Origin of the sequence: Sporosarcina sp. P29 (genome assembly GCF_002743265.1) — a bacterium.
Lineage (GTDB): Bacteria > Bacillota > Bacilli > Bacillales_A > Planococcaceae > Sporosarcina.
In genome coordinates this window covers 1-20,220 of the sequence record NZ_PDYX01000031.1, presented here as the reverse complement: position 1 = coordinate 20,220, position 20,220 = coordinate 1, and the positions used below count along the sequence as shown (strand labels likewise).

The following is a 20,220-nucleotide window of genomic DNA, read 5'->3' as shown; positions in this document are numbered from 1 at the left end:
CGATTAGCTCGAGTTTCATTTGCTGGCATCAATTAAGATACTCATTTTGTTTGTGTCACCGTTAGGTGCACAAACTGTATTTCGTTAACGTTTTGCTGTTCAGTTTTCAAGGTTCATCCGGTTAGTCTCTCGTAAGAGGCAACTTTCTAATATTAACATCTCATCGTTTAGTTGTCAACACTTTTACTTAAAAAGTTTTTCTTGTTAAGTTTGATGTTTTCGCAACTGCTTGATGCGACGCTTATAAATATACCACCGCTTTTATGAGAATGCAAGCTTTTTCACCATTCTTTTAAAAAAGAATGGCGAAACCGCATAGCGCCGCGAATCCAGGGACCCCTAGTATCGCTAAGATCATGCCAGATGCAATGTTAACAGGTACATAGATGCCAATAAATCCGCCGGCAATGTTCATTAGAAAGAGAATAAAGAACGCAAAAGCTAATCTAAACCAGAATACCGATAAGCGTTCCATGTTTTTTTCGAGAGTGGTTCGGCTCATACTCAACAGCAATAATGATACGACTCCTAATATAGCTATGACTAAAATCCTCACAGAAAACGCCCTTTCTATCTCATAGATACTTATCTATATGCGTCTCTGGATAGGTTTAGTCCACTCGTTCTCTATCTTCCAATTCTTTTCTATAGTTCTCGACGACCTTCTAATGCTCTAGACAACGTAACTTCGTCTGCATATTCTAGATCTCCACCGACAGGTAAGCCATGAGCGATACGTGTTGTCGTGATTCCAGATGGTTTAACAAGCCTTGAAATGTACATGGCTGTTGCTTCTCCTTCTATAGTAGGGTTCGTTGCAAGAATCAATTCTTGCACTTCGTCTTCCTGGAGTCTTGTTAGTAATGAAGGAACGTTAATATCTTCCGGTCCAATACCGTCCATTGGCGATATCGCACCTTGCAATACATGATACAACCCGCGATAGTCACGCATCTTCTCCATAGCAATCACGTCTTTCGGATCCTGCACGACACAGATTGTTGTGCGATCACGCGATTGATCTTGACAGATATAGCATGGATCGATGTCTGTTATATGACCACAAACCGAACAGAACTGAAGATTACGTTTCGCATCGACTAAAGCTTTAGCAAAATCTAGCACCGTGTCTTCTTTCATACTTAATACAAAAAACGCCAGACGACCCGCAGTTTTGGGGCCGATGCCTGGCAATTTCATAAAACTATCCATTAATTTTGATATAGGTTCAGGATAATGCATTATACAACCTCCTAGAACATCCCGGGCAAGTTCATTCCTTTTGTAAATTGGCCCATTGTGGAGTTCGTAATTTCTTCCGCTTTTGCAAGCGCATCATTTGTAGCGATAACGATCAAGTCTTGTAGGATCTCTACGTCTTCGGGATCTACCGCTTCGGGATCGATAATTACTTCAAGTACTTCTTTATGGCCTGACACAATTACCTTTACCATGCCGCCACCAGCTGTACCTTCCATTCTCTCGCTACCTAGGTTCTCTTGTGCCTCTGCCATCTTCTTTTGCATCTTTTGCATTTGCTTCATCATACCTTGCATATTCCCTGCTCCACGCATAAATAATTCCTCCTTAGTAAATTACTCTTCTATTGTAATAAAATCTTTTCCGAACATCTTCTCCGCTTCAGTTACAAGTGGATCAGCATCTTCAATCGATGCTTCTTCCATAAATGCTGACGTTGGTTGTTCCTCGTCTAACTGTTGAGGGTTTTCCTTGCTTTTCTGACTGGCCAATCCACTCTTTTGTATGAAATCGGCACGAACTTGCAACCAGCTTTCCTCTGCCACGTAGACTACTTCATAACCTTTACCTGTCAGTCGCAGTAGTGCATCCGATAAGCCTGCTTGTAATGTAGCATTTTCAGAAGCCATCAAGCAATGAATTTCATATTTGAATTTTAGCACAAAAGCCGTCTCTGATGCTGCTACAGGCTCCGTCTCTTCCAATAAAGCGGCATGAGAGCGTTGCATACTTTGCATCATACCCGCCCACTGCTCACGAATCACTTGAATATCGGACTTCGTTGCGCCTTTTAATACTTCTACAATTTTACCTGTTGGCACTTTGGCAGATCTGGAAGCAGTTGAAGCAGCCCTTTTTGCCGGCGCTTGTGGCTCAGCGGATTGCTGTACAGCTCCTGCTGCTAGTTGTTGCTGTAGTTGTCTAACAGTCTGTTCTAACACGGCAAACTTCTGAGCCATTTCAGGATCAGCTGCGGAGTTAGACACTTGTCGTTGCTCGCCGGAATGAATCATTTTCAACAAAGCGGATTCAATATAGACTTTCCCGTGATTAGAAAAACGCATTTCTTGCTGTGTTTTTGAAAGAATATCGATGTACCGGTACAATTCATCCGAGTGAAACTCTTGGGCAAGCTCTTGAAATTTATCTCCGTCTGAAATCAGTTCCAGTAGATCTGTCAATTCAGGCGCTGTTCCAAGCAGTAATATATCACGGAAAAATGTAATCATGTCTTCGGCGAGTCTACCTACATCTTTCCCTTCAGCAATCAGCTCGTGCAATAAAGACAATGCGGATCCCGCGTCTTTCGCTTGAATTGATTGTGCTAGCTGATAGAAGATCTCTTCACCAATAGCTCCAGTCACCAGCAGCGCGTCACTTGTTGTCAACTCATCTCCACTGAACGATACGGCCTGATCGAGCATACTAAGCGCATCTCGCATTCCACCTGTTGCAGCTTGTGCAATTGCGCGCAAAGCACCAGTCTCTGCAGTAACCCCGATATCTCCAATAACCTTTTCCATTCGCTCAATAATTTCAGGTGCCGTAATCGGTTTGAAATCAAATCGCTGGCATCTGGAAATGATAGTGAGCGGCAGCTTATGAGGTTCCGTAGTCGCCAGAATAAATACGACGTGAGCTGGGGGTTCTTCTAGCGTCTTCAGCAATGCGTTGAAAGCTGAATTGGACAGCATATGCACTTCATCAATAATATAGACTTTAAATCGTGCATTGGAAGGTGCCACATGCACACGTTCAATAATGTCGCGAATTTCTTCTACGCGCGAATTAGAAGCCGCATCAAATTCAGTGACATCGGTGTTAGATCCCTCTGTGATACTTTTACACGTCTCGCATTTATTACACGGTTCTGCTGCTGGACCATTTTCACAATTTAGTGCCTTTGCAAAAATCTTCGCCGCACTCGTTTTTCCTGTTCCACGAGGTCCGGAGAATAGATACGCATGCGTCGTCTTCTGATGGAGAAGGGTATTTTGCAGAGTTTGCTTGATCGCCTGCTGACCTGACATTTCACCAAAAGCCTGCGGTCTGTAAGCGCGGTATAGTGCTTGATAAATCAACTGCGTTTCCCCCTTTTTCTCCGATTGCATAATACTTCTATCATAACATGAAACACGATTTTTTCACCGTGTACCGCTTGGATATTTTACGCAAATACTTCTGTCCACTCGTCTTTCTTATTAAGCATTGTGCGTGCAATTTCTTTCGCACCTTCAAGGCTATGGCTTGCTGCCCAGCCACACTGGACTTCATTACATGCCGGTACTTCTGTTGCTAGCAGTACATCGTTTAATGTTTTCTCTACTATAGAAAGAATGTCATTATAGTCTTCATGATTGATGACAGCTAGATAATAACCTGTCTGACAACCCATTGGACTGATATCGACGATTTGATCTGAATGGTTACGGCTGAATTCTGCCATCATATGTTCTAGTGAATGAAGTGCTGGCATATCCATATGGTCCGAATTCGGCTGGCAAAAACGAATATCATATTTCAAAATCTTGTCGCCATTCTTTCCTTCTGTAGTTCCCGCTAATCGGATATAAGGTGCTTTCACTTTCGTATGATCTAAGTTAAAACTTTCAACATTCATTTTTTTCTCAGTCAATGTAAATCGCTCCCTTTCAGCTATACGTACTATCTTGAAGTATACACTATTTAAGGGACATAAAAAACTCGCCCATAGTAAAATGGACGAGTGAATTATTGAATTAATGCCGTGCACCTATCTTCGACTGCCGCACATAAGCGTTACTCTTGTCGTTGGCTCGGTCTAGGCTACCCCGCGGCACATGAGAGAGTCCACTTAATGCTGCTTCCTTCCGGACCTGACATGATTCATGGGTTCCCATTGCGCAGGACCCAGACGTCAACACTACGTGCAAGAGGCAGACCCTACATGCGGACAGCCTCAGAAAAGGAGTTCAGTCTTGCTAGAGCGGATTGCAAGTTACAGGGCACCGCTAATTCCCCACCTAGCACGGCATTTCTTATTATACCCATAGTTAATAATGATTGCAACGGTAAACCTTGTATTCATCAGAATGTGTTTTAACATCCTATTACGTAAACAGTTAATAAACCATTCTATTCGCACAGAGTTGGGTAGTATACTAATTTAAATGAGCGAGGTGAATAGTATGGATCCAACTAAACGTTATAAGCTCAGTTTCCGTAATATCGAAGTTCGAGTGTATACAGCCATTGTTTTGCCCGCTGTCTTGCTCGGCCTAACGATATTTTTTCTCTAGTTCAGTTTTTAACTTTATGTATGCCGCTCTAATACAGACCGTCGCATTGATGAGTTTCTATTGTTGGCGCTTCATTTATCGCCGCAGAGAAAAAAGTGAAAAAGAATAGTTGACGCTATAAATATGATGTGGTAAGATATTATTTGTCTGATACGGAGGAATACCCAAGCCCGGCTGAAGGGATCGGTCTTGAAAACCGACAGGGGTGTTAAAGCCCGCGGGGGTTCGAATCCCTCTTCCTCCGCCATACTTTTGACAGCATACGTTACTCGATGTAACGTTTTTTTTATTGCCTTAAAATCTAAATAGAAGTAGAAATACATACATTACGAAAAACAGCGCCAGTGACTGAATCAGTCCTGACGCTGTTTTTTATTTTGTGATACATGCGCCGGTCTCTGCTGGTTGCAGGGCAAGTGCTTGATAATGTGGAAAGCTTTGTTCTAATGAAGCCGCCACTTGTTGCTCTGTTCCTGGTGGTACAGCTACAAAAAGGGACGGTCCTGCTCCGCTAATTGTCATGCCGTACGCTCCCGCTTCCTTACAAGCTAAACGTATTTCATCGAAGTTAGGGAATCCAACCTTTCGATAGGGTTCATGATATACATCCCGTTCCATCATACGTCCCGCCGTCACCCAATCCGATTGCGCAATAGCGGCAGTCATAACACTGCCCGCAGCACTCCCACGTACCGCTACTTTATGCGTTAGTTGCTCTGGTAACAATCCACGTGAAGCTTCGGTCTTTAAAGCAACTGGCGGCACTAAGATGACAACACCGATCGGGGGTGCTGGAAATGTTAGTACTTCCATCTCATCTTCAGTGAAGTACGACACTGTCATCCCACCAATCAACGCAGCCGTGACGTTATCGGCATGTCCTTCTAGTTCGCTACCGATTCTCAGCTTGTCTTTTGGTGATAGTTGCAAATCCGCTAGTTCACTTGCGATTTCAATACCTGCAGCTATTGCCGTAGCACTGCTACCCAGACCTTTTCCTAAAGGTATATCAGAATGCACCACTAACTTTTGTGAAGAAATGACTTGATCATACCGCGATGCTACTTGCTGAATGGTCTGTACGATCAAATTTGTTTCGTCCGTCGGCAATGCAGCATATTCTTTATCTTGATACAAAACATACCACGCACTAGCTGGCGCAACTTCTATCGTCATGTTTAGTGAAAGGGCAAGACCTAAATGATCGAAGCCGGGTCCGAGATTAGCCGTCGTGGCTGGCACGGTCACTGAAAAACCGGCTTCTGTCATTAGTTGTTCCCCTCTTTCAATTCTTTCAAGAAGTTATCGAACTGTTCATTTGTCATCATAGGCTTGTGTGCATTGACGTTGATTGCAGTTTCAGGATCCTTCAATCCATTACCTGTTAGGATACCGACAATCGTCGTTCCTTTTTCAATCAATCCCGCATCAAGGCGTTTCTTGATGCCTGCAATGGTTGCACAAGATGCAGGTTCTGCAAAGATACCATCTGTTGCAGCTAGTAATTGATATGCTTCAAGGATTTCTTCATCAGTAGCGGACAAGATGTCCCCACCTGATTCTTCAAGGGCTTGAGTCGCTAAATGCCAACTTGCAGGGTTTCCGATACGGATTGCTGTTGCTACCGTTTCAGGCTCTTCGAATACACGATCATAGACGATTGGTGCTGCACCATCTGCTTGAACTCCTAGTAATTTCGGTGTATCCGTACCTTTTTTCTCTGCGTATTCTTTGAAACCTTTCCATGCCGCGGATATATTACCTGCATTTCCAACAGGTAAAGCGAAGATATCTGGTACTTTGCCGAGTTGTTCAATTGTCTCAAATGCTACCGTCTTTTGCCCTTCCAAACGATAAGGGTTCACAGAGTTTACCAACGCAATTTTACCTTCGCCTAGTTCACGTACCATACGGAGTGCTTCATCAAAGTTTCCTTCGATAGCTACGATTTCCGCTCCATACATTTTTGCTTGTGCCAGTTTACCAAGTGCAATACGACCTTCAGGAATAACGACGATTGTACGCATGCCCGCACGTGCACCATAAGCTGCGGCTGCAGCAGATGTATTACCCGTTGAAGCACAGATCAAAGCCGTCTTTCCTTCTTCTTTCGCCTTTGCAACCGCCATCACCATTCCACGGTCTTTAAAAGAACCAGTTGGATTCGTTCCTTCTGTTTTCACATACAGATTGATTCCCCATTGCTTTGATAAGTTCTCAAGATAGATTAACGGTGTGTTTCCTTCTTGCAGTGTTAATGCAGGGGTATTCTCTGTCACCGGTAACCACTCTTTATATTCTTCGATCAATCCATTCCATCTTCTCATAATCCCTTATTCTCCTTCCACACGATAATGACTAGAAATGTCAATGACCGCTGGTGTATCTTTTAGGTCTGCTAAAATGTCTAAATGCTGTTGACGAGAAATTTTATGTGTAATAAAGATCAAATCCGCACCTTCATCATGCAAATCAGAATCTTGGACGACTGTCGCTAGACTTGCTTTGTGGTGGCTATAAATGGACGTCAATTCTGTCAACACGCCTACTTCATCACGTACAGTAATACGGTGGAAGTAGCGAGCATACTTCTGTTCATCTGTTTTTACTTTACGCTCAAATTGTGGTGCATGCATTCTCTTACCATTCACACCTAGCAAGATATTACGGCAAGCTGCCACTACATCACCTGTTACAGAAGTTGCTGTGGGCAATGAGCCAGCCCCAGGTCCGTAGAACATTGTTTCACCTACTGAATCACTGTAAACATACACTGCGTTGAATTCATTATTAACTGTGGCCAGCGGATGAGAGTTATGAACAAAGACCGGCTCAACGGCCACTTCAATACCTTCTTCATCTTTTTTCGCAGAACCTGTCATTTTAATCGTGTAACCGAATTGCTCCGCAAGCTGAAGATCACCGTCTGCAATCTCTTTCATACCACGAACAAATACATCGTCAAGATGCACTTCTGTGGAAAAAGATAGGGACGCAAGAATAACCATCTTACGTGCCGCATCAATACCGTCTACGTCAGCAGAAGGATCTGCTTCAGCAAAGCCTAATTCCGTCGCTTCCGCTAATGCGTCTTCATAAGTCTTATTTTCATGCTTCATCTTTGTTAAAATGAAATTAGTCGTTCCGTTGACGATTCCTGTCAATGCAGTGATCCGGTCTGATGCTAATCCATCTTCCAATGTGCGGATCAACGGAATACCGCCACCCACACTCGCTTCATATAATAGGTCGCATTTATTTTCATCTGCTAATTTTAATAATTCAGGTCCAGATTCCGCCATGACATCCTTATTCGCAGTGACAACACCCTTACCTGCTTCGAGTGAACGACGTATCGCTTCAGAAGAACCTCCTGTCACTTCAATGATCAAGTCAATTTCAGGATCGTTTAACACTTCATCAAGTGATGTAGTGAACATTTCTTTAGGTATCACGCCATTACGTTTCTTATCCAAGTTTTTAACAAGGACTTTCTTGATGGATACAGGAACACCAAGCTTATGTCGAAGGTCATCCTGGTGATTGTGCAGAATTGTTGCCACACCGCTTCCGACTACTCCATAACCTAGCAAGCCGATATTAATCTCATTTTTCTCATTTTTCATTTGACGATTCTCCTAACTATATGTACACTATGAAAAAACAATCGTTCTTCGTATAAGGACAATTATAGAGAATTCTGCCTTTAATAACAACCTGTTTTCACGAATCTTCTAAATATAGATAGATAATCTCAAAAAGATAGGATCTGGTACTCAATGAAAGTTTGTAAATTTGGCGGAACATCCGTCGCATCCGCGGAACAAATCCGTAAAGTGGTCGACATTGTCGTATCCGACCCATCGAGAAAAATTGTTGTAGTTTCTGCACCTGGTAAACGCTCTTCGTCTGACATTAAAGTAACCGACTTGCTCATTGATTTGGCAAATACTTCACTTGCTGGTAAAGACACAACAGACGCACTGCAAATGGTTGTGGAGCGTTACAAAGAAATTGCCGAAGGTCTAGGCCTAGATGAAGATATTGCACAAGTAATCGAGCAAGATGTCATTAGACGCCTGAATAAAGATCAGTCAGACGAAATTCTGTACGTAGACAGCTTGAAAGCCGCCGGTGAAGACAATAATGCAAAAATGATTGCGGCTTACTTCCGACATATTGGCGTCGAAGCAGAATACGTAAATCCTCGTGAAGGTGGATTACTTGTTAACCATCGTCCAGAACGAGTACGTGCTCTTCCAGAAGGCAATGAAAAGCTCTGTAAACTACGTGATAAAGAAGGTATCATCGTATTTCCAGGATTTTTTGGCTATACAGAAGACGGAACATTGCGTACGTTCAACCGTGGCGGCTCCGATATTACAGGCGCCCTTCTAGCAGCAGCGACAAATGCAGAACTTTATGAAAACTTTACCGATGTGGACTCCGTTTTCGCGGCGAATCCCACCGTTATTGAAAACCCACGTGCAATTGATTCGATGACATACAGGGAAATGCGTGAGCTTGCATACGCAGGATTTTCTGTGTTTCACGAAGAAGCGCTGGTACCTGCATTCCGTCACAAGATTCCTGTCTGTATCAAGAACACAAATAATCCAAGTGCACCCGGCACAATGATTGTCCGGGATCGCGACCATAATCTTCAATCCGTTGTCGGAATTGCTGCCGATAAGGGATTCTCTACACTCTTCGTAGCTAAATACTTGATGAACTTAGAAATCGGTTTCGGACGTCACTTACTACAAATTCTAGAAGAAGAAGAAATTCCATTTGAACATACACCGTCTGGTATTGATAACTTGTCTGTCATTATTCGCGATGAACATTTAACACCTGAAAAAGAAGAACGTATCGTTAAGCGCATTGAACAGGAGTTATGTCCCGACGATGTACATTTCCAGCGTGATTATTCCATGGTAGTACTCGTAGGTGAAGGCATGCGACACGCAAGAGGATTGGCAGCACGCGCGGCATCTGCTATTGCACGAACAGGTGCAAATATCGAAATGATTAACCAAGGATCTTCAGAGGTCAGTTTAGTATTCGGTATCCAAGAAAAGGATGAAAACGTTGTCCTACGGGAGCTATATCAAGAATTCTTTACAGAAGTGGCTGTTCATTAATACAATCGACATCCCTTATACACGGGGTGTCGATTTTTTCATTTCTTCAGCAATTCTTCCGATAATCAACTCAATATCCTCTTCATTTTCTAACAGATCATATTCTTCGATGTTTAGTCGAATGACCGGGCATGCAGTAAATGAATTAATCCACTGTTCGTAGCGACGATACATCTCTTCCCAATAACCTCTTGGCGTTTGTAGCTCCATATCCCTGCCACGCTCTTCAATACGATCGAGAATGACAGGTAATGGTCCTTCCAAATATATGAGAGCACTTGGGTGTGGAAAATACGGCGTCATAACCATTGCATCATATAGATTCATATAGGTTTCAAAGTCGACCGCTTCCATAGTTCCTTCATCAGCGTGCATTTTAGCGAAGATCCCTACGTCTTCGTAGATGGAACGATCTTGTACAAAACCGCCACCGCTTTCGAATATATGCTTTTGCTCTTTAAAACGTTCTGCCAAAAAGAAGATTTGTAAATGGAAGCTCCAACGTTGGAAGTCATCATAGAACCTCTCTAAGTATGGGTTTTCTGCGACGTTTTCCAAGGACTCTTGAAAGCCCAGTCTTTTGGCAATCGCATGTGCCATTGTCGACTTGCCTACCCCTACCATTCCCGCTACCGCAAACACACTATTTTTTGATATATTAGGTGATTTCATTTAGCTTCAAACCTTTCTGGACCGCTTCATACACTTTATTTAGTATTGCATCCATATCTTCTTTATTGCGCACATAGTCCACTTCATCCCCGTTTATATGGATAACTTGGATGTCGGGGTGAGTCGCTTCGAACTCCGGTAAATAGGCACGGTAATCCTCCGAAAGCTGCAGTAAATAATTGGGGTCCATATCCGCTTCATACGACCGACCACGCTCGTCGATTCGATTAAGCAATGTAGGAATGGATGCCGACAATGAAATAATGACATTTGGCATAGGAAGATCTTTCGTCAAAATATGATAGATTTCTTTATATTTCACAAAGTCTTTTGGCTCTAATGTGCGTTGGGCAAATAGCATATTTTTGAATACATGATAATCCGCCACGACAGGTAACCCTCGCGATATGTATTCTCTATTGATTTGCTTCAATTGTTCATAGCGATTACATAAGAAAAACATTTCCGTCTGGAAGCTCCATTTTTCTTTATCTTGATAAAACTGATCGAGAAAAGGATTCTCTCCACTAATTTCTCTTAATTGATTATATGAAAAGGTCTCAGCAATCGCTGCCGTGAGCGTAGTCTTCCCTACACCAATCGGACCTTCTACCGCAATAAACGGGACAAACATGTACCACTCACCCTTTCAATTCATTACCTTTCCATTTTATCATAGACGACCATATAGAATGCGACTTTTATTGAGGTGTTTTATTGTTTTCCTCTTGTCTGTTTCACGTGGAACATTTCACTAATTGATTTTGATGTTTCGCATGATAGACTGTTGATAAGGAGGGATGAATTGATGAAAAATGATGAATACTACATGAGACTGGCAATAGAAGAAGCAGAAAAAGCTGCTGCTTTAGCTGAAGTACCGATTGGTGCAGTCATTGTACATAACGAAGAAGTAATTGCCGCTGCACATAATCTGCGTGAAACCACTCAAAATGCAGTCACACACGCAGAGTTATCTGCCATCCAAATAGCTTGTGAGAAGGTTGGAAGTTGGCGTTTAGAAGATACTACACTATACGTCACACTCGAACCATGCCCTATGTGCGCGGGCGCCATACTACAATCCCGCATTCCGCGAGTCGTCTACGGCGCACGTGATCCAAAAGGAGGTTGCGTCCATACCTTTTACCAACTACTTAACGACTCCCGATTTAATCATGAATGCATCGTAACCGAAAATGTCCTCGGTGAAGAATGCGGACAACTCCTTACTACCTTCTTTCGATCATTGAGAGAAAAAAGAAAAGCGGCAAAAAAAGAAGCCCAACGCCTAGAGGAGAACTCGTAAGCGTAGGGCTTCTTTTCACTAATTAGTATTTGCATTTCAAAAGACAGACTTGTTGACTACGTGGAGAACAGATCAATAGCGTACACATTTTTACTTAGGTGCTTCAATCTTTTCTTTTCCACCCATATATGGTCGAAGCACATCTGGAATGACAACAGAACCATCTTCCTGCTGATAATTCTCCAAAATTGCTGCTACTGTACGACCAACAGCCAAACCACTACCATTCAACGTATGAACGTACTCAGGCTTCGCACCCGGCTCACGGCGGAAACGGATATGTGCTCGACGCGCCTGAAAATCTTCAAAGTTAGAACAAGAAGAAATTTCTCTATAGACATTTTGTGTAGGAATCCATACTTCCAAATCGTACTTCTTGGCAGCTGTGAAACCTAAATCTGCAGTACACATCTTAAGAGCACGATACGGCAATTTCAACAATTGCAATACTTTTTCCGCATGGCTAGTTAATTTCTCCAACTCATCGTATGAATCTTCCGGCTTCACAAAGCGAACCAACTCCACTTTATTGAACTGGTGCTGGCGAATTAATCCACGCGTATCACGACCTGCAGACCCTGCTTCAGAACGGAAGTTAGTACTATACGCTGTAAATGCAATTGGCAGCTTAGATCCTTCTATGATTTCATCGCGATAGAAGTTAGTAACAGGAACTTCAGATGTCGGGATCAAGAAGTAGTCCTCTTCTTCAATTAAAAACGCATCTTCTTCAAACTTCGGTAGTTGTCCCGTTCCAGTCAAGCTTGTACGGTTTACTAAATATGGTGGCAGCATTTCCTCATAGCCGTGTTCCTCTTGATGAAGATCCAGCATGAAGTTGATTAATGCACGTTCAAGTCGTGCACCGAGTCCGCGGTAAAACACAAAACGACTACCTGTTACTTTTGCTGCTCGTTCAAAATCGAGTAGTTGAAGATCCGTCCCTATTTCCCAGTGTGGTTTAGGTTCAAAGTCAAACGTTGGGATCTCCCCCCACGTACGTACTTCTACGTTATCATCTTCACTATCCCCTACTGGCACGCTATCATGTGGAATGTTTGGAATACGCATAAGTATATAATTCAGTTCCTCTTCCACTTTAGAAAGTTCTTGATCATATGCTTTGATTTCCTCACCAACTGTTTTCATCTTTGCAATGACTTCATCCGCATCTTCTTTATTACGCTTCATTTGTGCTACTTGCTGTGATACTTCATTACGCTCGGCTTTGAGTACTTCTACTTTAGATAAGATTTCGCGTCGTTTCTCATCAAGTCCGCCAAACTTTTCAAAGTCGGTTAAATCTTCTCCACGTTTACTGAGTTTCGCTTTTACTTCTTCATAATTCGCACGTAATAGTTTACTGTCTAGCACGTCATCCGCCTCCTTGTATTTACATCACTGATAATAAAAAACAATAAAAAAAGCCCTCCATCCCCTAAAATAGGGACGAGAACTACCCGCGTTGCCACCCAAATTGACTGATTGCCCAGCCCACTTGTTTGAGATATCGGCTCAACTGACCGGCAAAACCTACTGATTCGGCTCTGCTACTCCAGGACGGATTCACACCAGTTTCTACCGGCTCCCACCATCCGCCGGCTCTCTAAAAAAAACATGGTTGCTACTGCTTCCTATCATCGTAATGTATGTGAAATTAGATATACCATACTACAATTTCTGACTATTGACAAGAGACACGGTACATTTTTGCATGACAAACATCATAAACGTTAGAGGTTACTTCGACTATAAAACTACTTTAACACATGCTCGAATGGCTCGATTGTTTAGTTTACGGAAAGACGAACACATTATACTTTCTCAGGAAATATCTCTTGTTACTAAAGTGGTACCTTTCTAAATCTACTTTAAAAACTCAACTTGATTCCTACACTATTGGGTTGGCTCAACTATTGGATTCGTCATGGCCATGAGACAACTCATTTGTTTTGTAATTGTCTCATGGTTGGACGTAATCCTGTATTGGCCATGGGGATCATAGCGCTCCCTGACTTCACTTTCCTAATTCAATCGTAACTTATGAGCTACGAATCGCCATCAATTCACTTTCGGCAAGCTGAGAAATTTCCAATCCTTTCATCGGCGTGCCGATACCTTTCGACAGCTTAGCAATCAACTCGTAATCCTGGTAGTTTGCGGTAGCCTGTACAATCGCACGTGCAAATGCTTCAGGATTTTCTGATTTGAAAATTCCTGAACCAACGAACACTCCATCCGCTCCAAGTTCCATCATCAATGCTGCGTCAGCAGGTGTTGCGACACCTCCGGCCGAATAGTTCACAACCGGTAAGCGACCAGCTTCTTTAATAGCAAGCAGTATTTCATATGGAGCACCGAGATTACGGGCTTCTGTCATTAATTCGTCTTTGCTCATATGAACTACTTTACTTACTTGAGCATTTATCATTCGCAAGTGGCGCACGGCTTCCACGATATTGCCTGTTCCCGGCTCCCCTTTTGTGCGGAGCATTTTTGCCCCTTCACCTAAACGTCGCGCTGCTTCTCCAAGGTTTCGTGCCCCACAAACAAATGGTACGCTGAAATCGCTTTTCAATAAGTGAAACTCATCATCTGCAGGCGTTAATACTTCACTTTCATCAATGAAATCGACACCCAATGCCTCCAGTACACGTGCTTCTGAAATATGCCCTATACGTGCTTTTGCCATCACAGGAATGGATACCGCCTTTTGCACTTCTTCTACAATTCGTGGATCAGCCATACGTGCAACACCGCCTGCTGCTCGAATATCAGAAGGTACTCGCTCTAGTGCCATAACTGCAATAGCTCCGGCTGCTTCCGCCACCTTTGCCTGCTCTGCATTGATTACATCCATAATGACGCCGCCATACTTAAAACTCATTTCATTTCCCCCTTTTTGTTATTTTCAGTATAATTGAAATTGACCATATGGAAATAGCCAGTTTCACATTAAACAGCATGGTCAGATTAGAGGGGTCACTATGGACATGATTTTTATAGAGCTTCAAAAAGATTCGGATATCCCGCTTTATCAACAAATATATAATCAAATCAAACAAGACATAATTGATGGCAAGTTCCCGGTTGGCATGAAACTACCCTCCAAACGGCAACTGGAAGAATTTCTAGGTGTCAGTCAGACAACAATTGAAATGGCTTATGACCAACTAACGGCAGAAGGTTTTATCGCAGCGGAACCACGAAAAGGTTATTTCGTACAAGCAATAGAGGAACTCGCCTATGTACAGCCTGTAAAGTCAGAGACCGTAGCTGAAATTCCTATAATCAAACCTATTCATTACGACTTTTCACCAAGTTCAATTGATACGGAAAACTTCCCATTCATCATATGGAGAAAATATGCACGAGATATAATGGATACAACAAACGCGCACTTATTACTACTCGGAGATCCGCACGGTGATATTGAGTTGCGTCAAGAAATTGCCCGCTACTTATACCACTCACGAGGAGTGGACTGTACACCTGAACAAATTATTGTTGGTTCCGGTACAGAACAACTTTTGCCTTTGATTATCCGAATACTAGGTGAATGGGCTCGCTATGCGATTGAAGATCCAGGTTATCTAATGACCAAGCACGTTTTTTCGGAATACTACAAAAAGACGATTTCCATTGCAGTCGACCATGAAGGACTTGACGTAAAGGCACTACAACGGTCCGATGCCACCATAGCCTACGTTACCCCTTCCCATCAGTTCCCGACTGGCACAGTACTGTCTGCCGCTCGCAGAACCGCACTTTTGAACTGGGCAGCATCGAATCCTGAGTTTTTTATAATTGAAGATGACTATGACAGTGAATTCCGTTACCGCGGACGTCCTATACCTTCCTTGCAGGGGATGGATAAAGGAGAAAATGTTATTTATTTAAGTACGTTTACTAAATCACTTATGCCATCTATGCGAATTGCCTACATGGTGTTGCCGCCAAGGTTATTGGATACATACCGACAGGCTTTCATCCCCTACTCTTCTTCCGTACCGCGGATTGATCAACATATCTTGGCACGTTTCATGGCAGATGGACAATTCTCGCGCCACCTAAACCGTATGCGGAAAATCTATCGTCGGAAAATGCATACATTGACGAATTTATTAAAATCGTATGAACCTACCATTTCATTCTCAGGCGACGAAGCGGGTATGCATGTCTTGCTTCACGTTCATACCAATAGAACGGAAAAGATACTTATCGATGAAGCTCTTCAATCAGGAATTAAAGTTCGTGGTCTAGACACCTATAAGGTAATGCCCGATCAATCCCCTCCTTCATTCTTGATCGGATTTGGCGGATTAACTGAAGAAGATATCAAACTGGCAATCCCGAAGTTACTCGATGTGTGGAACATCAAAAAGACAGCAATACCTGAGTAGGTACGCTGTCTTTTTGTAGTTAATTAAATAAGCCCTTTACAAAACCAGTAGAACTATTCCACGCACTAGAGAAGAAGTTACCAATTGCCCCCATAGTTAACGAGAACCAACCAGCTTTCTTCACTTCTTCAGTTGTGACGACTTCCGTATTAACTATTTTCCCATCAATAAAGCCATAATCTGATCCATCTTTTTTTACAAGTTTAACATGACCAACAACCGTACCTTTTTTAATTGGCGCTTGGACTTGTCCATTTTTCACCAACTTCTCATCTAATACGAGTTCAGTAGTATAGTCTTGATCTTCATCTTTGCGGACTAACATGCTTATAGGTTTCTTTGTAGCAATCGCTACTTTTTTCTCTTTACCTTTTATAACATCTAGAGTCTTCTGCTTCTTGAACTGGTACCCTGCTTTAAGTAACTCTGTTTCACTAAACTCCTTAAAGCCATAATCGAATAACTCACGAGTTGCATCAAAACGCGCTTCATAAGATCCAACGCCCTTATCATCCACTGCATTCATTACAACAGCAATAACACGTTGGCCATCACGTACTGCGGTACCCGTGAAACAATGTCCTGCAAATTCCGTAGTACCCGTTTTCAAGCCATCGATTCCTTCATATTCATATACTAAGCCTGGCAACATAAAGTTCCAGTTTACCATGTCAATGGCATCATCTGTTCCTTCACGGAAAGTCTTTTTGGCAATTTTCGTTGTCTCTAGTACTTCCGGATATTCTTTCAATAAATGATAGGCTAGTTTAGCAACAGAACGTGCAGGCATAACGTTTTCATCTTTCTCACCAAACTCACTTGGGTGCATACCTTGTAAGTCACTGTTGTTCAAACCCGTAGAATTGACAAATTTATAATCTGTCAATCCAAGTTCTTCAGCCTTTTTATTCATTAGATGGACAAATTCCTCTTCTGACCCTGCAATTGACTCGGCAATCGCTATAGTCGCCGCATTTGCCGAATAAATTGCTACTGCTTCATAAAGTTCACGAATCGTATAGGATCCATCTCGACGAAGCGGAACATTACTTAAACGACGATCCTGCGAAACCTTATACGTATACTCGGTAACTTTGTATTCTTGATCCCAGGTAATTGTTCCATCGTCAATTGCTTCGAACATCAAGTATTCCGTCATCATTTTGGTCATACTTGCAATGCCAAGCGGCTTATCTGAGTTCTCTTCGTATAATACCTTACCACTATCTGCATCTATCAAAATAGCTCCGTTTACACGAAGGTCCAGTGAAGAATCACTTTCCTTCGCTGCTACAGATTCCTGCATACCTAACATCATAAACAACATCATTGGCACCATTAAAGTTGCCAACCATCTCTGTGTTACTTTTTTCACTCATCTTACCTCCGTAGTCACAATATCAAAAATCAGTGTACCATATTCCCGGCAAGTCAGATATGCTTATGGCAAAAAAACATATATTCCCCTATGGAAACCGTCATATTTCTTTGTATTTTATCATTCCTCATATAACAACAAAAAAGGCAGGAGGAAATTCCCCCTGCCCCTTACCTAGTAAATTAACGTACCGAATAGTTCGGTGCTTCTTTTGTAATTTGTACTTGGTGTGGATGACTTTCTAGTAAACCAGCACCCGTCATACGAATAAACTGTGCATTTTCACGATGTGCTTCAAGATCCTTCGAACCACAGTATCCCATACCCGCTCGAATACCTCCTATAAGCTGATGAATTGTATCAGACAATGGCCCTTTATACGGCATACGGCCTTCGATGCCTTCAGGTACAAGTTTCTTTTCATCTTCTTGGAAGTAACGATCTTTTGACCCTTTTTCCATCGCAGCAACAGAACCCATACCACGGTATACCTTAAAACGACGTCCCTGGAAGATCTCAGACTCCCCTGGGCTCTCAGTAGTACCTGCGAGCAAGCTTCCAAGCATAACCGCATGTCCACCGGCAGCCAACGCTTTGACAATATCACCAGAATATTTAATTCCACCATCGGCAATAATTGTCTTGCCGTATTTACGTGCAACAGTTGCACACTCATAAATAGCAGTGATCTGTGGTACACCAACACCTGCAACTACACGTGTTGTACAAATAGAACCAGGGCCAATACCAACCTTCACTACATCAGCACCTGCTTCATACAATGCTTCTGCTGCTTCTGCTGTTGCTACGTTACCTGCAACAATCGCAAGGTCCGGGTAATTTCCGCGGATCTCTCTTACTGTGTCAATAACACCCTTAGAGTGTCCGTGTGCCGTATCAATGACGATTAGGTCGACTTCTGCTTGTACAAGCTTCTCAATGCGCGTAGAAGTGTCTACCGTGACTCCTACAGCCGCACCAACAAGTAAGCGTCCAGCCTTATCTTTTGCTGCGTTAGGGAACTCAATAACTTTCTCGATATCTTTAATTGTAATTAAACCGTTAAGAATACCTTTATCATCTACGATTGGTAGCTTTTCAATTTTATATTGCTGTAGCATCTTCTCTGCGTCTTCCAGTGTAGTTCCTACAGGAGCCGTCACCAAGTTTTCTTTCGTCATGACTTCATCAATGATAATGGAATAGTCCTGAATGAATCTCAGGTCACGGTTCGTCAAAATACCAACCAATTTCTTCTCTTCCATATTGTTAACGATCGGGACACCTGAGATACGATATTTACCCATTAAATGCTCTGCATCAAATACTTGATGTTCCGGTGTAAGGAAGAACGGGTTTTTAATTACTCCATTCTCAGAACGTTTAACTGTAACAACTTCCTCAGCTTGTTCTTCAATACTCATGTTTTTATGAATAACGCCGATTCCACCTTGACGAGCCATAGATATTGCCATCTTGGATTCCGTTACTGTATCCATGCCTGCACTCATGATAGGTATATTCAACTTAATGCTGTCCGTTAAGTTCACAGATAGCGAAACAGCCTTTGGCAATACATCAGATGCAGCCGGCACCAATAATACATCATCGAACGTCAGACCTTCACGAGAAAACTTTGATTCCCACATTAACTTTCTGCCTCCTAAAATTACTATTGTCTATTCAGATTATTAAAAGGTTATCAGCGTCAATCGGGCGTGTCAAGATAGAAGATTGTAGACTGATTATTCCTATTACTCACTAAATATTTTATCCAATGACTTTTGCATCTTTAATGGATTCGTCTGTGGTGCAAAACGATCAACTACTTGTCCATTTGAATCAATCAAGAACTTCGTGAAGTTCCATTTGATTCCTTCCGTCAATACACCCTTTTGCTGTTCTGCTAGATACGTAAATAAAGGTTCTGCTTCATCCCCTTTTACATCTATCTTGGCAAACATCGGGAACGTTACGCCATAATTCACTTGGCAGAAGTTCATCGTTTCATCAATATCGTCAAATTCCTGGTTATTGAAATTATCCGATGGGAAGCCCAGTATGACCAATCCTTGATCTTTATATTCTTCGTATAGTTGCTGTAGTTCTTTAAATTGTTTTGTGAAACCGCATTTACTCGCAGTGTTGACAATGACCATTGGACTTCCTTCAAATTCCTTTAGAGATTTCTTTTCTCCACTAGTAGTTTCCACTGTGAAATCGTAAACTGTCGTCATGCAGAATCGCCTCTTTTCTTTTAGTATATGTTACCTGACTATTGAAAGAATACCTAATATCCTGTTTGGTTCGAAGGCCTTTTAGTGCAATATGGTAAGAGATTTAGATGTGTTTTGCGGGGGGATAGAGCGGTGGACGTGACTTATTGAGCGGTTAAGCGCGGGCATAGAGCGGGCGCCGTGATTGATTGAGCGGATACGCGAGAAGATTGAGCGCTTGCCGTGATTCATTGAGCGGATACGCGAGAAGATTGAGCGCTTGCCGTGATTCATTGAGCGGATAAATGGAGTGATAGAGCGCTCGCCGAGACTCATTGAGCGGTAAAGCTTAGAGATTGAGCGCTTGCTCTCATACATAGAGTAGATATTGGAAATTCATGAGTGAGTGAAGTACGAGTTCCCCAATCCTACATTCAATCAATTACTATAATAAAGCACAAAAAAGCCACTCCCCAAAGGGAATGGCTTCGCGTGCCTAGCAACGTCCTACTCTCACAGGGGGAAACCCCCAACTACCATCGGCGCTGAAGAGCTTAACT

18 protein-coding genes, 1 tRNA gene, 1 other RNA gene and 1 other annotated feature are annotated in these 20,220 nt (G+C 42.5%); of the genes, 4 read left to right on the top strand and 16 right to left on the bottom strand.

Annotation, left to right across the window (positions count from 1 at the left end; genetic code table 11):
* Positions 1-292: 292 nt before the first annotated feature.
* The 6 genes from CSV68_RS15660 to ffs form a co-directional block, all read right to left on the bottom strand.
* Positions 293-556 carry a pro-sigmaK processing inhibitor BofA family protein gene (locus CSV68_RS15660; protein WP_233190512.1) on the bottom strand — a complete coding sequence of 88 codons (264 nt, stop codon included), beginning with the start codon at positions 554-556 and terminating at the stop codon, positions 293-295.
* An 89-nt stretch (positions 557-645) separates the two neighbouring features.
* The gene (recR, locus tag CSV68_RS15655; RefSeq protein WP_099632605.1) at positions 646-1,242 is read right to left on the bottom strand and encodes a recombination mediator RecR; all 597 of its coding nucleotides are present in this window, start codon (positions 1,240-1,242) and stop codon (positions 646-648) included.
* 11 nt (positions 1,243-1,253) lie between these two features.
* The gene (locus CSV68_RS15650; protein ID WP_099635472.1) at positions 1,254-1,574 is read right to left on the bottom strand and encodes a YbaB/EbfC family nucleoid-associated protein; all 321 of its coding nucleotides are present in this window, start codon (positions 1,572-1,574) and stop codon (positions 1,254-1,256) included.
* 21 nt (positions 1,575-1,595) lie between these two features.
* The gene (dnaX, locus tag CSV68_RS15645) at positions 1,596-3,341 is read right to left on the bottom strand and encodes a DNA polymerase III subunit gamma/tau (RefSeq protein WP_099635473.1); all 1,746 of its coding nucleotides are present in this window, start codon (positions 3,339-3,341) and stop codon (positions 1,596-1,598) included.
* Between the two features lie 86 nt (positions 3,342-3,427).
* Positions 3,428-3,895 carry an S-ribosylhomocysteine lyase gene (locus CSV68_RS15640; protein WP_099635474.1) on the bottom strand — a complete coding sequence of 156 codons (468 nt, stop codon included), beginning with the start codon at positions 3,893-3,895 and terminating at the stop codon, positions 3,428-3,430.
* 109 nt (positions 3,896-4,004) lie between these two features.
* Positions 4,005-4,271: signal recognition particle sRNA large type (ffs, locus tag CSV68_RS15635), an RNA gene on the bottom strand.
* Between the two features lie 421 nt (positions 4,272-4,692).
* Here ffs and CSV68_RS15630 point away from each other — a divergent pair.
* A tRNA-Ser gene (locus tag CSV68_RS15630) sits at positions 4,693-4,785 on the top strand.
* A gap of 125 nt (positions 4,786-4,910) precedes the next feature.
* Here the strand turns inward: CSV68_RS15630 and thrB are convergent.
* The 3 genes from thrB to CSV68_RS15615 are packed head-to-tail and all read right to left on the bottom strand — an operon-like array spanning position 4,911 to position 8,164.
* Positions 4,911-5,807, bottom strand: a complete 897-nt coding sequence (thrB, locus tag CSV68_RS15625; protein ID WP_099635475.1) for a homoserine kinase — start codon at positions 5,805-5,807, stop codon at positions 4,911-4,913.
* Entirely contained in the window at positions 5,807-6,865 is a 1,059-nt protein-coding gene (gene thrC, locus CSV68_RS15620) for a threonine synthase (RefSeq protein WP_099635476.1), read from the bottom strand. The genes thrB and thrC overlap by 1 nt, the downstream gene beginning before the upstream one ends.
* Before the next feature lie 6 nt (positions 6,866-6,871).
* Positions 6,872-8,164, bottom strand: a complete 1,293-nt coding sequence (locus CSV68_RS15615) for a homoserine dehydrogenase (RefSeq protein WP_099635477.1) — start codon at positions 8,162-8,164, stop codon at positions 6,872-6,874.
* 153 nt (positions 8,165-8,317) lie between these two features.
* Here CSV68_RS15615 and CSV68_RS15610 point away from each other — a divergent pair, with 153 nt between their 5' ends.
* Positions 8,318-9,682: an aspartate kinase gene (locus CSV68_RS15610; RefSeq protein ID WP_099635478.1), complete on the top strand. Its 1,365-nt coding sequence runs from the start codon at positions 8,318-8,320 to the stop codon at positions 9,680-9,682.
* Positions 9,683-9,697: 15 nt separating this feature from the next.
* Here CSV68_RS15610 and CSV68_RS15605 read toward each other — a convergent pair whose 3' ends face one another.
* A complete protein-coding gene (locus CSV68_RS15605) occupies positions 9,698-10,354 on the bottom strand; it encodes a deoxynucleoside kinase (protein ID WP_099635479.1) in 657 nt (218 codons plus the stop codon).
* The gene (locus CSV68_RS15600; RefSeq protein ID WP_099635480.1) at positions 10,341-10,988 is read right to left on the bottom strand and encodes a deoxynucleoside kinase; all 648 of its coding nucleotides are present in this window, start codon (positions 10,986-10,988) and stop codon (positions 10,341-10,343) included. The genes CSV68_RS15605 and CSV68_RS15600 overlap by 14 nt, the downstream gene beginning before the upstream one ends.
* Before the next feature lie 174 nt (positions 10,989-11,162).
* On the opposite strand from CSV68_RS15600, the gene tadA reads away from it, so the two are divergent.
* The gene (gene tadA / locus CSV68_RS15595; RefSeq protein ID WP_099635481.1) at positions 11,163-11,663 is read left to right on the top strand and encodes a tRNA adenosine(34) deaminase TadA; all 501 of its coding nucleotides are present in this window, start codon (positions 11,163-11,165) and stop codon (positions 11,661-11,663) included.
* 90 nt (positions 11,664-11,753) lie between these two features.
* Here the strand turns inward: tadA and serS are convergent, their stop codons facing one another.
* On the bottom strand, positions 11,754-13,037 hold the full coding sequence (gene serS / locus CSV68_RS15590; RefSeq protein ID WP_099662599.1) for a serine--tRNA ligase: 1,284 nt from the start codon (positions 13,035-13,037) through the stop codon (positions 11,754-11,756).
* A 68-nt stretch (positions 13,038-13,105) separates the two neighbouring features.
* Positions 13,106-13,313 (bottom strand) — a binding site (T-box leader).
* A gap of 391 nt (positions 13,314-13,704) precedes the next feature.
* The gene (gene pdxS, locus CSV68_RS15585) at positions 13,705-14,550 is read right to left on the bottom strand and encodes a pyridoxal 5'-phosphate synthase lyase subunit PdxS (protein WP_099635483.1); all 846 of its coding nucleotides are present in this window, start codon (positions 14,548-14,550) and stop codon (positions 13,705-13,707) included.
* 100 nt (positions 14,551-14,650) lie between these two features.
* On the opposite strand from pdxS, the gene pdxR reads away from it, so the two are divergent.
* Positions 14,651-16,066 carry a MocR-like pyridoxine biosynthesis transcription factor PdxR gene (gene pdxR, locus CSV68_RS15580; protein ID WP_099662598.1) on the top strand — a complete coding sequence of 472 codons (1,416 nt, stop codon included), beginning with the start codon at positions 14,651-14,653 and terminating at the stop codon, positions 16,064-16,066.
* A 19-nt stretch (positions 16,067-16,085) separates the two neighbouring features.
* Here the strand turns inward: pdxR and CSV68_RS15575 are convergent, their stop codons facing one another.
* The 3 genes from CSV68_RS15575 to CSV68_RS15565 all read right to left on the bottom strand — a co-directional run bounded on the left by CSV68_RS15575 (position 16,086) and on the right by CSV68_RS15565 (position 19,681).
* Positions 16,086-17,441, bottom strand: a complete 1,356-nt coding sequence (locus CSV68_RS15575; protein WP_099662597.1) for a D-alanyl-D-alanine carboxypeptidase family protein — start codon at positions 17,439-17,441, stop codon at positions 16,086-16,088.
* A 185-nt stretch (positions 17,442-17,626) separates the two neighbouring features.
* Positions 17,627-19,093 (bottom strand): IMP dehydrogenase, encoded by a 1,467-nt coding sequence (gene guaB / locus CSV68_RS15570; RefSeq protein WP_099635486.1) that lies wholly within the window; start codon positions 19,091-19,093, stop codon positions 17,627-17,629.
* A gap of 105 nt (positions 19,094-19,198) precedes the next feature.
* Positions 19,199-19,681: a glutathione peroxidase gene (locus CSV68_RS15565; RefSeq protein ID WP_099635487.1), complete on the bottom strand. Its 483-nt coding sequence runs from the start codon at positions 19,679-19,681 to the stop codon at positions 19,199-19,201.
* Between the last annotated feature and the right edge of the window lie 539 nt (positions 19,682-20,220).